The organism is Cupriavidus sp. WKF15 (assembly GCF_029278605.1).
Lineage (GTDB): Bacteria > Pseudomonadota > Gammaproteobacteria > Burkholderiales > Burkholderiaceae > Cupriavidus.
On record NZ_CP119572.1, the window covers coordinates 1,165,077 to 1,178,747 of the forward strand.

Consider the following 13,671-nt stretch of genomic DNA (forward strand, 5'->3'; position numbering starts at 1 on the left):
CGCGATGGCTGCACGGATCGCCTTTGTCCACACCGTTGGCTTTCTCGTTGACGAGTTCAAGCGCTTGATGCGGGCGCAACTGCCTGACATTGATTGCTTTCATATCCTCAATGAGAGCTTATTGCAGGACTTGCTGCGCGGCAGTGAGCCTACTTTGATTCACCGCCGTGTCGTCAGCCAAGTGCATCTGGCAATCGACGCCGGCGCTGATCTGGTTGTGATGACCTGTTCCTCTACCTCACCCGCTATTGATATCGCGCGTCAGACGGCGAATCGGCCGATACTCAAGATCGACGATCCAATGGCCGCCGAAGCCGTCAACTGCGGCCCGCGTATCGGCCTGCTCTGTACGGCAACGAGTACGGTGGCCCCTAGCACCTCACTGCTACTTGCACATGCCGAACTGCAGGGCCGAACGGTCGCGATTCATCCGCACGTCAATGCCGATGCGTACAGGGCGCTCATGGCGGGCGACCGTGCCACGCACGATGTCTTAGTGCATGATGCCGCCGTCAGGCTATCCCAGGATGTCGACGTCCTGGTGCTGGCCCAAGCGTCTCTAGCCCCTTTGCGGGACAGCCTGGCCGCTGAATTGGACTGCCCCGTGCTTTCCAGCCCGCCTTTGTTGATGCGAGAACTTACTCGTCACCTGGCCCTGCTCGCGTAGCGTAGGCGACAATATTCGTAGGAGACAACCATGAACAACTTCCCCCAAAACCTCACCTCCCTGTGTATGTCATTGGCCCGACGCCGCTGCCAGCCACTGCAGCGCAGAGCTACGAGCAGGCGCATCGAGTCGCCGCTGCTCGCCTCGCTGATAACGGCAATGCTGATTGCTATCAGCCCGGCCAGGGATGCGAGCGCACAGGGCAAGACCTCCGCAGTGTTGCCGGACGGCCATGTCAACTTCATTGTGCCCGTCGCTGCGGGCGGAGGAACCGACCTTACATTCAGGGCGCTTGCGGAAGCGACCAAGCCGCACCTCGGTCGCACCATCGTAGTTCTCAACGTGCCAGGCGCAGGCAACGCAGTTGGGCTGATCCAAGCCGCTAGCAAGCCCGCCAACGGACTGAACCTCAGTTCGTACACTTCTGAGATTTTTACGCTTCCCATCTTTCAGCCGGTGAAATTCTCAGCCAATGACTTCCGGCCCGTCATTCTTGTGAATGAAGACCCCGCGTGCCTGGTGGTGCCGGCCAACACGAAGCTTGACTCCATCGATGCGTTCATCGCAGAGGCCAAGGCCAGGCGGGGCAAGGTAACCGTGGGCAACTCCGGCTTTGGCAACATCTGGCACCTATCCGCTGCGGCGTTCGAGAAGAAGGCGAACATCGAGCTGCTGCACGTCCCATACAATGGCGCGTCACCTGCATTGCAGGCTGTTCTCGGCGGACACATCGATGCCTTCGTCGCCAGCCCGCCGGAGGTCGCTACCTATGTTCAGGCAGGTAAGCTGAAGATCATCGCAGTGATGGCCGACAAGCGCAGTGCCGCGTTTCCCGACGTGCCGACACTGAAGGAAAAGGGGATCGACCTGTCGATCGGCACGTGGCGAGGTATCGGCGTGCCAGCGGGAACACCGGACGAAATCGTTAAGACTCTTCATGACGCGTTCGCTAAGGGAGTTCGGGAGAAGTCCTTCGTCGATTTCATGAATAGCCGTGGCCTCACCATCCATTACATGTCGACGAAGGAGTTCAACGACTTCGTCACGCATGAGCGTCCGATATATGAAGCGCTGGCTGCTGGAGTCAACAAGACGAAGCCGCAGCAGCAACCGTGAGAGCGAGTGTAGGGATAGTATGGCCGTCATCCCTTGCAAATCCCATGAGATAGATTCGATCTAGGACGTTGCTTTCCGGGCTGGGGCATCAGTCGCGGCGCCAAAGCGATTTAGTTCGATTTGGCGCCGTGTCAATGCATACCTAACCAGCCGGCGTCCGAGGCGACGAAGCCGACGATCCCGATCTCTCACTTGAGGAGCAAGCCGACACGATGTTGATGCAGAGCGAGGTCTCGAACCAATTTGCGATTCTCTACGAGGACCGCTTTACCCATCCTCATCGCCCACAGCATTGTGAGGAACCAGAATTCGCAGGAGTGGCTCTTGCCGACCGTCTCTGCCTTTCGGCGCAGCCCCATGTCAACGGCAGCTTTGAAGGGGCCAACAGTCATACACGGTCGCGGACTGCCGGCGGATTCCCGTCGGTCACGTTGGGGAGCCGCGTGCTCACGGCCTATCTGTTCACGGCACCAAGCCCGGCGGCAGTTCCATCACCTGCACATGGGTCTTCCGTTGCTGCTCACGTGAGCTTGCTGAAGATGACTGATATTCGGATCGCCTCAAACTCGGTCACGGCATCCCATGAAAACGACTTCCGTATCCGCCAACCCCGATGCAATAGCGATGGGATTGCTTGAACGCGTGGGTACGCCGTTTCGCCAAAGTGTAGTTCCACTTAACGTGAGGTCCTTGAGCGATTTGCAGACTGCCAGCGGCGAGAGGTCCTCGATGTCGTTGCATGAAATATCCAAACTCTCCAGGCACCTGGAGTCTGGTTCGCGTAGACCTGCGGTACACAGCCAAAGACGATATGCTCGCGGTCGGCGAATTGCTTCGCTGTGGCTCGGCCAATCCCTGAGGAAACCCCTGTGACGAAAGCAACGAGTGGCTTGGACATTTTGAAACTCCAATCTGATGGGCTAAATTTGTCTGGGTTTAATGGCTGACCGCTGCCACAGGCGAAAGAATGTCGGCAACTGCTTTCGGGTCATCAACTTGAGGCCAGTGGTTAAGCGGCAGAAGGTGAAGTTCGGCGTGCTTGAACTGTTTGGCTAGGTCTTTGGCAACACCTACATTTAGGAACGGATCGCCTTCACCCCAAATCAGGGTCACGGGCATTTCGAGGCTTGCCAGTTGGTCCACTGCTTTGCGGTTCTCCTCAACGTTCTTGTTCAGGTCTCCGGTCATCAAGTTAAATCCACGGATCGAATCGAGTTTTTCGAAGTTGTCTTCGATTATCGGTAGCAGACTGCTCTTGACTTTTGTTCGGATTTTTTCAGGCGCATCGGCCACGAATTGGTTGGCCTGGTAGCTCAACAGCCAGTTCCGTAGAGTCGTGCTGCTCATGACTGCTTCGGCGGCGGGCTTGAGCCATCCGGTAGAGCTCAGTCGGATCAACTGCGGCAGCTTCAAGGTCGGCGTATCGGTGTAGTAGGTGTTGAGCAAGACGATCGCGCTGACACGGTCTTGGTGCTTGCGTGCGTAGTTGATCACCGCCGGGCCACCTGCGTCATGTGCCACTGGAATGAAGGACTTCAGGTGCAATGCGTCGGCGACCGCCGCAAGATCGGATTCCTGCTGGTCAAATGAATACTGGAAGGTGCCTGATTTTTCCGAATCTCCAAAGCCGAGGAAGTCAAACGTGATGACACGTTGGCCGCGCTCGGAAAGGATGGGCGCCAACTCGTCATAAATTCGATGGTTGTCTGGAAAGCCATGAACCATGACCATTGCCGGCTCCGCACCGGGATAGTCTTTCACGTAGATGGACTGACCTGCTTTCTGGATGCGAAGCTCGGTGGCCTCACCTGCCGATGCGGTAAAAGCTGCGGCGCCCACGGTGAACGCGACGAAAGGGCTAAGAAATTTTGAAAGTTTCATGATGATTTCCTTTGATAGGGGTCGAGAGTTAACGTACTGACAGGGGAGAAACAGGGTTGGAATTGGCGTCTGCACGGCGGGTCAGGTGTCTGGCTAGGTCAGACTTCTTTTGCCCAAACGGATCCCCCTTGGCGAAAGCGATGGCATTGATGGCGCCGAAGATCCCGAGTGTTCCTGCCATCACCCAGTAGAGTTCTGTGACGGCACCGTTGGCTTCAGCCAGGAGATACCAACCTCCCAGCGTGGCCACAAGCAGACGTGTCAGGCTGGCGACGACTGGCCAGAGGACTTTTCCGGCCCCTTGGCTGGCGAAGTACAGCGACATGCCGAGTCCAAAGAAGACGTACATCGGCCCTGCGCGCCGGAGATAGCTCGCTCCGGCTTCTATCACTTGGGCGTCATTGCTGAAGAGTCCCATCCAGAGCTCGGGTACCAGCGCGGCAGCGATGCCGATCAGGCCCGTTACTGCCGCAGAGAGAGTGGCGGCAGTCCAAGCGATATGGCGGGCGCGCTCAATTTTTCCTGCACCGACGTTTACCCCAACCATCGTCACAGTCGCAGTTCCCACGGCGAACAACAGTGGGATGAGCAGGTAATCGAGGCGTGATGCCATGCCGTAGCCGGCGATCGCGCTCACACCGAACTTGCCAACGAGCCCAGTACATACGACCACCGTTGCGTTCGTTAGCAGAGTACCCACGGCGGAAAGTAGTCCTACACCCAAAATCGCTTTCATCAAACGCCACTCGATCCGTACGATTCGCAGACGAACCGGTGAGCGCGGGGTCAGCATGAATATGACGAACGCAATAGTTGCGACCAGGTAGTAAACAATCATGGCGTAGCCAGCCCCCGCGATGCCCAGGCGAGGAATGGGCCCCCATCCAAGGATCAGAGGCGGTGACAGCGCAAGCGTGAGGGCGGCGCCGACGGCCGTCAGTGTTGCTGGCACTTTGACATTGCCAGCCCCGCGCAACGCCGATGCAAGCAGGTTTGCGATCCAGATGGGTATTGCTGCGCCAAACACGAGGTTGGAGTACTCAAGCGCAGCGGCCAGCGCCGGCCCCTTTCCTCCCAGCGCCCTATACAGCGCCGGTCCACCAAGTGCTGCGGCGGCGGTAAATAGCGCTCCAAATGCGATGGCTACCACCACGGCATGCCAGACGAGGGCGTCTGCGTCATTGCGTCGGCCCGCACCCATGGCTCGGGCTATGGCCGAAGAGACGCCGCCGCCCAGGCCACCGTTGGACATCATGGTCATCAGCATCAGCAGGGGGAAGACCAGTGCGACCCCTGTAATGGCGTCGGTCCCCAAAAATCCGACGAAATAGGTCTCTGCGACACCGACGAGCGTTTGCACCGCAAGGACTACAAGAATTGGCCACGCCATTCGCAGAAGACGCGGGGTGATCGGGCCGGTCAACAGTGATTCATTCACGTCTGTTATCCTTGAATAGTCACTTGCATTTTGCAAGTAAATTGAACTGTAGCATGATGCTTGCAAAATGCAAGTAACTTTCTTGTAGCAAGGACAATGGCTATGAAATCGAGGAAAAGTGCGGCGGAGGTTGCGCGGCGGTCCGTTTGCCCAGTGGCCAGCTCGCTAGATGTCGTTGGCGACAAGTGGTCGCTGCTGATCGTGCGTGATATGCGCGAAGGCAAGCGCACCTACGGGGAATTTGCGGCCTCCCCCGAAGGGATACCGACGAACATCCTGGCCGATCGCCTGCGCCGCCTTGAGGAAGCGGGAATCGTGACGCGCGAAGCGTACCAGGAGCGCCCCGCGCGGTATGCCTATGCGCTCACGGACAAAGGCCAGGACCTGGGCGAAATACTGAACGCGTTTGTTCAGTGGGGCAAGAAGCATATTCCGGGGTCGTACACCTTCGAAGAGCTGGAGGCTCTGGGCCAATTTGGTCGCACGCCAACACCACAATCCAAAAAAATGCCGAAAATTTGAGAATTGGTGAAAGTCTGAGGCACGGAAAATCGAGTGACTGGTCCTGTCTCGGTACATCGGTCGTTAGTCGCTGACGGTTGGATGTACGATCATGATCGGCGCAGTCACCGCGGCCGCCAAAAACGAGTGACTCTGTTCAGCCTGAAACGGTCAACCAGCCAGCGGACCTGAAGGACTGCTCTTGGCCGGCAAGCGACCGCAAGCCGGCCACGCCCCTAACTACACTTCGGTCTGCTCTGCCATTTCGAGCGCGTCGTCCACTTCAATGCCAAGGTAACGCACTGTGCTCTCAAGCTTGGTGTCCCCGAGAAGCAGTTGAAGGGCACGCAGATTCTTGGTCCGTCGATAGATCAGCGATGCTTTGGTGCGTCGGATGGAATGCGTTCCGTAGGCTGAATCATCAAGGCCGATGGAGGCGACCCAGCCATGGACAATCCTCGCGTACTGTCGTGTCGACAGGTGAGAGGATGCGTGCAAACGACTCGGAATGAGATAGTCGTACAGCTTGAGCGCGCGAGCATGAATCCAACACTGTACGCTTTGACGAGTTTGTTCGGTAATCTCGAACTGCACCGGCCGCTGAGTTTTCTGCTGCATGACCGTTGCGCGGGTGCCAACCTGGCTGCCCACGCAGATGTCCTGCACGCGCAGGCGGGTCAGATCGCACGCTCGAAGCTTGCTGTCAATGGCAAGGTTGAACATCGCCAGTTCGCGAACGTTCGTCGTAAGCTGAAGCCGAGTTCGTATCGCCCATATCTCGTTCAACTTCTGGGCCCGTCGCCTCCCTTTGTTCCATGGAGCGTGACGCGTTTGGTCGAGAGGGGTAGTGACTTCCATGATGGTCTCCTTTCGGTTGAAGGGAAACCAGTCTGCGCCTCTGCCAGTGGTCGCTGATCGACCCTCACCCGTCATCCGTTGTCGCTTTAGCGAACGGCGGATGATGAGAAGCAAACACCCGTTGGGGCACTACTTCGTTTCTGTCAGCGCCGCGATCGGTCCCAATAAAGCTTTGCCTTTCAGGTATCCCCCCGAAGTACACCTTATGCCCGCACCATCCATCGGTTCTCAAAACTCTTGCTTTTTGGACAGCTTACCCTCGGCGGCAGTGCAGTAAAGTGGGGCAGGGTCAGGGAGAGGTGCTGCAATGGATGGCTTCGGAATGACGACAGCGATCAGCGATTTTTCCGTGCTGGCCGCCACCCTTCAAAATTTGGCCGACGATCCCGGTTCTATCGAACGAAAGAGCCTGCTAGCCGAAATCACCCGATTTATCGATCTGTTGGAACGCTCTTTCCCAGATGAGCCGGTGTGTCGAAGCTGGACCAGTGAGGCTCGCATTCTGATTGCGCAGGACCTTCCTGTCTGCGCATTGGACCGGATCGATGCATTGCTCGTCCGTTGCGGGGCAAAGCAGACCTTACCGCGGCCTTTTACTGGTTTTGCTCGTGAGCGGGCTGTAGCCGACCCACACCTGCCCTTCGGCCTGAAGCACGCGCTACGGCAGCTTCCGAAGTGAAATAGCCATCCCGGGTCGCCGTCTCGAACGCGAAGACGGGATGTGCGTCCCGATGCCGGTGGAAATGTCATACACCAACTGAGTGTCACGCTGGGAGCATTCCCGCGCTGTGTGGCGGACCATCCGCCGCTGGGCGACGTCGTCCGCCCATTCAAGCAGTGCGTTTCCCGTACCTCGCTCCCTTGCCAAGCCGATGGGCCGCTGGGCCGCCGAGCCATGACATCGCTCGAAGCGCCGATCCTTGCAATCGCCGGACGGCTATGTCCTCCGTCTTCTGACTGACGGCAATGGTCCGTTTAGGCGGCATCGCGGTATCTGCGACCCAACCCTAAACACTATCGGTGACGTCACACTACGACCGCCAACGCAACGCCGATGGCAGCCGAAGTATGGTCACGGGTGTTGCTGACTACAACCTGTCGAAGCGCACCGATGTCTACGCTGAGGTTGACTTCAATCGAATCCATGGCGGTTACGCGCTCCCTTCCTTCATGGGCGTCAAGGGCAGCAAGGCCGGTGGCGGTATCGGCTTGCGACCCGGACCTGCTACACGGGCTCGTGATTGATGCAGTTGGCGGATCAATCCATCGGAACTATGCATTTCCCTCCCTTCAGCGGGGAGACCAAAATCAATTCGCGTGCATGTGCCGCTCTGGCACGGACAGCAAGGAGAGAGCAGTGAACGAACAGGCAATGGACCCGCGGACATGGATCGGACGCAGGGAGCAGCACGAAGATACGATTACCGCGGTGCCGGTGACTGCTTTGCGGGCCACGCTGGACTATCCGGTGGCACCGCAGCCGACTGGTACGCCATTGCCGCCGCTGTGGCATTGGCTTTACTTTCTTCCCATGCACCGACAGAGCGAGATTGGTGCGGATGGTCATGCAAAGCGTGGTGGCTTCCTGCCTCCCGTGCCACTGCCACGTCGCATGTGGGCTGGTGGCCAGTTTGAATTTCGTGCTCCGCTTCGGGTGGGCGACCGCGTTGTGCGCACCTCGACCATCGATGACGTCTCGACCAAGGAGGGCAGGACCGGCAAATTGGTCTTCGTCAAGGTCCGTCATGAGGTGTGCGTCGAAGGGCTCCTTGAGCCCTCGCTCGTGGAGTTTCATGACATCGTCTATCGCGAGGCACAGCAACCGGGTGATGTTGCCGCCACGCCCCAGGCGGCGCCTTCTGAAGCGGCCTGGCGGCGCCAAATCGTGCCGGACGATGTACTGCTGTTCCGCTATTCGGCGCTGACATTCAATGGCCACCGCATTCACTATGACCGCCGCTATGTGACGGAAGTAGAAGGATACCCAGGCCTCATCGTACACGGACCGCTTATCGCGACGCTGCTGCTGGACCTGCTTCGGCGCGAGCTGCCGCAAGCTGACGTGGTGAGCTTCCGCTTTCGCGCAGTGCGTCCGACATTCGACCTGCACCCCTTCCACGTCAATGGGCAGCCTCAGGCTGACGGCAAGACCATTCATCTTTGGGCGTCGGACCATGAAGGATGGCTGACCATGGACGCCACTGCCGTCTTGCGCTGATTTGCCTCCCGGATTCTCACGATGCAACCACTTAAAGACATCACCGTCGTTACGTTTGAACATGCTATCGCGGCGCCGTTCGCGACCCGTCAGCTAGCCGATCTGGGCGCCCGTGTCATCAAGATCGAAAGGCCGGGCGTGGGCGACTTCGCTCGCGGATACGACGAACGCGTGCGCGGCCTGGCGTCGCATTTCGTTTGGACCAATCGTTCGAAGGAGAGCTTGACGCTGGACGTCAAGCATCCGGCGGCTGCTGGCGTGCTCGAGCGTCTCATCATGAATAAGGCGGACGTCGTGGTGCAGAATCTCGCGCCCGGGGCGGCCGCCCGCTTGGGACTGGGCTATGAGAGGCTCTCCGCAGTCAAGCCGGAATTGATTGTTTGCGACATTTCCGGCTACGGCGATGACCCGGTCAATCCGGGCCCCTATCGGGACAAGAAGGCCTATGATCTCCTGATTCAAAGCGAGGCCGGCTTCGTGTCGGTGACAGGGACCCCGGAGGAACCCTGCAAGGCTGGACCTTCCATCGCCGATATTGCCGCGGGCATGTATGCCTACACCAATATTCTGGCCGCGCTGCTCCAGCGCGGTCAGACCGGGCGCGGTCAGCGTATCGATATCTCGATGCTTGAATCGCTGGCGGAGTGGACAAGCTACCCGCTTTACTATGCGTTCGACGGCGCAGAGCCGCCGCCGCGCACTGGCGCAAGTCACGCCACCATCTATCCGTATGGTCCTTTCCCTGCAGGCGATGGCGTCACGGTGATGCTGGGTCTGCAGAACGAACGGGAGTGGGCGAGCTTCTGCCTGAAAGTGTTGCAGCAGCCCGAACTTGTCGAGGATCCGCGGTTTACCTCTAACTCGAAGCGGGTGGCTGCGCGTACAGCCTTGCGGCAGATTATCGTGGACGCCTTCGCTTCCCTGACCGGCGCGCAGGTGGTGGAGCGGCTGGAAATCGCGCAGATTGCCAATGCCCGTGTCAACGATATGAACGGGGTCTGGGAACATCCGCAACTCAAAGCGCGGGGCCGCTGGACCGAGGTTGGGTCGCCCCAGGGCACGCTGCCGGCCCTGTTGCCGCCCGGCACCTGGAACGAAGGGCCGCGTATGGACCCGATCCCCGCCCTTGGTCAACACACCGACTCCATTCTTGCGGAACTCGGATACGCCTCCCACGAGATTACGGCACTGCGTTCGGACAATGCGGTGTGAATCCGACTCCATCCGTCGACTCATTCGACAAGATTAAGCAGAGGTAGAACATTATGGCTTCCACAATTATTGACTCGCGCATCTTTGGCGACATGTTCAGTGATGCGCGCATGCGCGAGGTGTGGTCGGACGAGAACCGGACCGCCAAGTACCTTGACATCGAGCGCGCCTTGGCAAAGGTGCAGGGCGAACTCGGTATCATCCCGAAAGAGGCCGCCGACGAAATCGTGCGCAACTGCGAACTTTCGCAGATTGACTGGGTAAAGCTCAAAGCCAAAACCGAGCAAATCGGCTATCCAATCATCGCCGTGGTCAACCAGATTAACCAGAACTGCCGGGACGGCCTCGGCGAGTTCTGTCACTGGGGAGCCACGACCCAGGACATCACTGACACTGCGGCTGTGCTGCAAATGCGTGAGGGTCTCGCACTGATCGAGGCGGATCTGGACGACATTGCGGGGGCGCTCGCTAAGCTGGCGAAGACATATCGGGACACCCCAGTCATCGGCCGTTCTAACTTGCAGCAAGCCACGCCGATTACGTTCGGCTACAAGATGGCCAGCATCCTGGCTGGCATTGACCGTCACCGCGAGCGGTTGCAGCAGCTTAAGCCGCGTGTACTGATGGGAGAGTTCGGCGGCGCCTCCGGTACGCTTTCTTCCCTGCAGACGGGCGCTATGGAGACGCAAGCCGCGCTGATGAAAGAGCTGGGTTTGGCGCAGCCGCTCATCTCCTGGCACACGGTACGCGACACCGTAGCCGAGGTTGGCGCCTTCCTGGGTCTCGTCGGTGGATCGCTTGGCAAGATTGCCATGGATGTAAAGCTGATGATGCAGACGGAGGTGGCGGAGGTGTTCGAGCCATTCGCGCCCGGGCGCGGCTCGTCGTCTACCATGCCGCAGAAGCGCAACCCCATTTCGTGCCTATACATCCACGCGAACATTTCAGTGGCGCGACAGCACGCAGCGGCCCTGATGGATGCGATGGTCGCCGACCATGAGCGCTCCACCGGGCCATGGGAGATTGAATGGGTGTCGTTGCCCGAGATCTTCTGCCTGATCTCCGGCGCATTGAAACAGGCCAAATTTGTCCTGCAAGGGCTTGAAGTAGACGCCAACCGCATGCGCGCCAACATCGATATGACCAACGGGCTTGTGATGTCCGAAGCGGTGATGATGGGGTTGGGCCCGTACATCGGACGGGAATATGCGCATGACTTGGTCTATGACCTATGCCGCAAGGCCATCGACGAAGACCGGCCATTGATCGACATACTCGCGGCTCACCCGGAAATCAGCGGACATGTCACACGATCTCAACTCGAGGCGATGTGCGACCCCGCCAATAACTTGGGACAGGCTGGCGTGATGGTCGACCGCGTGCTTGCAAGCCGGCGTTGAAAGATCGACACGCTTGGCGAAAAAATTCCGGCAATTCTCATGCCGGTCGCAAGAATATAAGGAGACACCATTGTGAAACTACGGAGCCCATTCAAGCACTTATACGTCCAGGTGCTCATCGGACTGATGCTCGGCATCACTGTCGGGCACTACTGGCCAGATATCGGTGCATCCCTCAAACCGCTCGGCGATGGGTTCGTCAAGCTGGTCAAGATGATGATCGCGCCGGTCGTGTTCTGTACGATAGTGACCGGCATTACGTCGCTTAGCGATACCAAGGAGATTGGAAAGACTCTGCTGAAGTCGATGGGGTTATTTTATGTACTGACCATCATTGCCTTGCTAACCGGTCTCGTCACGGTATTTCTGATGCAGCCCGGCGCAGGTATGCACATCGACCCGAAGCAGCTCGATGCGAGTGTTGCGGCGCGCTTTGCCAACGACATCCAGATCCACGGCTTTGCCGACTTTGCATTGCACATCATCCCTAATGCGTTCGTCGGGGCGTTCGCGCAAGGTGAGGTCCTTCCCGTCCTGTTGCTCGCGGTGTTGTGCGGTTTCGGCCTCTCGCGCATTGGGTCCGCGGCTCGTCCCGTACTGGACACTATCGATGGCTTCTCCCACATGCTTTTCGCCGTCTTTGGCGTCATCATGCGGGTGGCACCCATCGGGGCTTTCGGGGCGATGGCTTTCACGGTCGGACGCTATGGAATCAAGTCGATTGGTTCTTTGGGGCTCCTCATCGGGACTTTCTATGTAGCCTGTTCCTTCTTCGTCGTAGTGGTACTCGGTCTCCTGTGTCGCCTGCATGGGTTCCGACTTTGGCAGTTGCTGCGTTATATCAAGGAAGAGCTACTTGTCGTCCTGGGTACATCGTCAAGCGAGCCGGTGCTGCCTCGGTTGTTGTTGAAACTCGAGCGCTTGGGCTGCAAGAAGGGCGTCGTCGGGTTGGTACTTCCGACAGGGTACTCCTTCAACCTGGATGGCACTGCTATCTATCTGACGCTTGCGTCGATGTTTATTGCCCAGGCGTGCGACATCCACCTGACCTGGCATCAGATTGCCGCCATGCTCGGCATCATGTTGTTGACCTCAAAGGGCGCAGCGGGGGTAACCGGGAGCGGATTCGTGGCACTGGTAGCTACGCTGACCGTCATGCCGGACCTTCCCGTTGCCGGCGTCGCTCTTATCGTCGGCATTGACCGCTTCATGTCCGAGGCTCGCGCCCTGACGAGTACGATTAGTAACGTCGTCGCCTGTATCGTGGTTTCGATGTGGGAAAAGGCTTGCGATCGTGAAGTACTGAAGCGCGAGTTGACATCGAACTACCCATTCACGGAGGAAAAACTTGAGGCGGGCGATACGCCGTCCGTGGTCATGGCCGGTCCGTCGCCGCGCTGAATGATTGCGGCCGCTCGCAACTATGCGCGGCGGCTCCCGCGCTTGCCCCGGGTTGACTTCATTTCGCTGAGGAAATCATAGAGTTGTTGTGCCGCGGGCGGCAACGAACGCCCCTTGCGGCGAATGAGTCCAATATTGCGCGTAATGACGGGGTCGGTCAGCGGAACGCTTACAAGTAGCGGATGATCCGGACCAGGCATGGCAATCGAAGGCACAGCCGCAACGCCGAGCCCGGCTTCGACTAGCCCCAGCGTTGTTGTGACGTGCTGAGTCTCATAGATGCTGTATGGGAGGCCGGATACGTTGGATAGCGCCTGGTCTAACAGCAGTCGGTTGCCGGATGCCTTGCTCACGGAAATATAGTCATACTCGGCCAGGTCTGCCCATTTGACGCGCCGATGCTTTGCGAGTGGGTGGTCGCGGCGGCATGCCGCCACGAATCTCTCTTCGAGAAGGGGGCGAAACTCGATTTCCGGCTCCTGGTTGCCCACGAAATTGAGTCCGAAGTCCGCTTCACCGCCCGATACCGCGGACAAGACCTCGTTTGCGCTGGCGTCAAGTAGCTTGACGCGAATCTTCGGATAGCGCTCGTGATAGCGCGAGATGACCTGCGACAAAAAGTAATAGACCGTTGAAGGCACGCAGGCGATAGTCACTTCCCCCATGCGCGTGGTCGTTACCCCTCGTATGCCAAGCAGTGTCTGGTCCAGGTCATCCAGAATCTGTTGTAGCTTGCGGTCGAACTCCCGCCCCACCGATGTGAGGCTAACGCGTCGCGTGGTGCGATCCAGCAAGCGGACACCCAGTGCTTCTTCCAGCTTTTCGATTCGGCGACTGAAGGCCGGCTGCGAAATATGCAGTGCGTCGGCCGCCTTCCGGAAGTTGTTCAACTCGGCAACTGCACGGAATGCCTGTAAGTCGTTGAGGTTGAAATTGATGGTCATCGGTGTGCCTTGCGTCGTCGTCACTGATCCATAGT

The 13,671-nt window shown here is 58.5% G+C and carries 13 protein-coding genes and 1 pseudogene; 9 read left to right on the top strand and 5 right to left on the bottom strand.

All coding sequences use genetic code 11. The annotated features are described in order from the left end of the window. Positions 1–4 precede the first annotated feature (4 nt). From CupriaWKF_RS05580 to CupriaWKF_RS05590, 3 genes are all read left to right on the top strand, one after another. On the top strand, positions 5–667 hold the full coding sequence (locus CupriaWKF_RS05580) for an aspartate/glutamate racemase family protein (protein WP_276100011.1): 663 nt from the start codon (positions 5–7) through the stop codon (positions 665–667). Positions 668–697: 30 nt separating this feature from the next. After that, positions 698–1,783 (top strand): tripartite tricarboxylate transporter substrate binding protein, encoded by a 1,086-nt coding sequence (locus CupriaWKF_RS05585; protein ID WP_276100012.1) that lies wholly within the window; start codon positions 698–700, stop codon positions 1,781–1,783. 212 nt (positions 1,784–1,995) lie between these two features. After that, the gene (locus tag CupriaWKF_RS05590) at positions 1,996–2,421 is read left to right on the top strand and encodes a hypothetical protein (protein ID WP_276100013.1); all 426 of its coding nucleotides are present in this window, start codon (positions 1,996–1,998) and stop codon (positions 2,419–2,421) included. A 155-nt stretch (positions 2,422–2,576) separates the two neighbouring features. On the opposite strand, the pseudogene CupriaWKF_RS05595 reads toward CupriaWKF_RS05590, so the two are convergent. The 3 genes and pseudogenes from CupriaWKF_RS05595 to CupriaWKF_RS05605 form a co-directional block, all read right to left on the bottom strand. Further along, positions 2,577–2,681: pseudogene (locus CupriaWKF_RS05595) on the bottom strand (short-chain dehydrogenase/reductase); the annotation flags it as partial. Positions 2,682–2,719: 38 nt separating this feature from the next. Next, complete coding sequence (locus CupriaWKF_RS05600; protein ID WP_276100014.1) at positions 2,720–3,664, bottom strand: alpha/beta hydrolase; 945 nt, start codon at positions 3,662–3,664, stop codon at positions 2,720–2,722. Positions 3,665–3,692: 28 nt separating this feature from the next. Continuing rightward, positions 3,693–5,102, bottom strand: a complete 1,410-nt coding sequence (locus tag CupriaWKF_RS05605; protein WP_276100015.1) for an MATE family efflux transporter — start codon at positions 5,100–5,102, stop codon at positions 3,693–3,695. 102 nt (positions 5,103–5,204) lie between these two features. On the opposite strand from CupriaWKF_RS05605, the gene CupriaWKF_RS05610 reads away from it, so the two are divergent. Further along, a complete protein-coding gene (locus tag CupriaWKF_RS05610; RefSeq protein WP_051648996.1) occupies positions 5,205–5,624 on the top strand; it encodes a helix-turn-helix domain-containing protein in 420 nt (139 codons plus the stop codon). A gap of 219 nt (positions 5,625–5,843) precedes the next feature. On the opposite strand, the gene CupriaWKF_RS05615 is transcribed toward CupriaWKF_RS05610, so the two are convergent. Then, a complete protein-coding gene (locus tag CupriaWKF_RS05615) occupies positions 5,844–6,461 on the bottom strand; it encodes a tyrosine-type recombinase/integrase (protein WP_276100016.1) in 618 nt (205 codons plus the stop codon). 307 nt (positions 6,462–6,768) lie between these two features. On the opposite strand from CupriaWKF_RS05615, the gene CupriaWKF_RS05620 reads away from it, so the two are divergent. The 5 genes from CupriaWKF_RS05620 to dctA all read left to right on the top strand — a co-directional run bounded on the left by CupriaWKF_RS05620 (position 6,769) and on the right by dctA (position 12,692). Further along, the gene (locus CupriaWKF_RS05620; protein ID WP_276100017.1) at positions 6,769–7,140 is read left to right on the top strand and encodes a hypothetical protein; all 372 of its coding nucleotides are present in this window, start codon (positions 6,769–6,771) and stop codon (positions 7,138–7,140) included. Positions 7,141–7,833: 693 nt separating this feature from the next. Next, positions 7,834–8,679 (top strand): MaoC family dehydratase N-terminal domain-containing protein, encoded by an 846-nt coding sequence (locus tag CupriaWKF_RS05625; RefSeq protein ID WP_276100681.1) that lies wholly within the window; start codon positions 7,834–7,836, stop codon positions 8,677–8,679. Positions 8,680–8,700: 21 nt separating this feature from the next. Beyond that, entirely contained in the window at positions 8,701–9,891 is a 1,191-nt protein-coding gene (locus tag CupriaWKF_RS05630) for a CaiB/BaiF CoA-transferase family protein (protein ID WP_276100018.1), read from the top strand. Positions 9,892–9,944: 53 nt separating this feature from the next. Beyond that, positions 9,945–11,291 (top strand): adenylosuccinate lyase family protein, encoded by a 1,347-nt coding sequence (locus tag CupriaWKF_RS05635; protein WP_276100019.1) that lies wholly within the window; start codon positions 9,945–9,947, stop codon positions 11,289–11,291. A 72-nt stretch (positions 11,292–11,363) separates the two neighbouring features. After that, positions 11,364–12,692, top strand: a complete 1,329-nt coding sequence (gene dctA / locus CupriaWKF_RS05640; protein ID WP_276100020.1) for a C4-dicarboxylate transporter DctA — start codon at positions 11,364–11,366, stop codon at positions 12,690–12,692. Positions 12,693–12,712: 20 nt separating this feature from the next. Here dctA and CupriaWKF_RS05645 read toward each other — a convergent pair whose 3' ends face one another. Then, positions 12,713–13,636 carry a LysR family transcriptional regulator gene (locus CupriaWKF_RS05645; protein ID WP_209761285.1) on the bottom strand — a complete coding sequence of 308 codons (924 nt, stop codon included), beginning with the start codon at positions 13,634–13,636 and terminating at the stop codon, positions 12,713–12,715. Between the last annotated feature and the right edge of the window lie 35 nt (positions 13,637–13,671).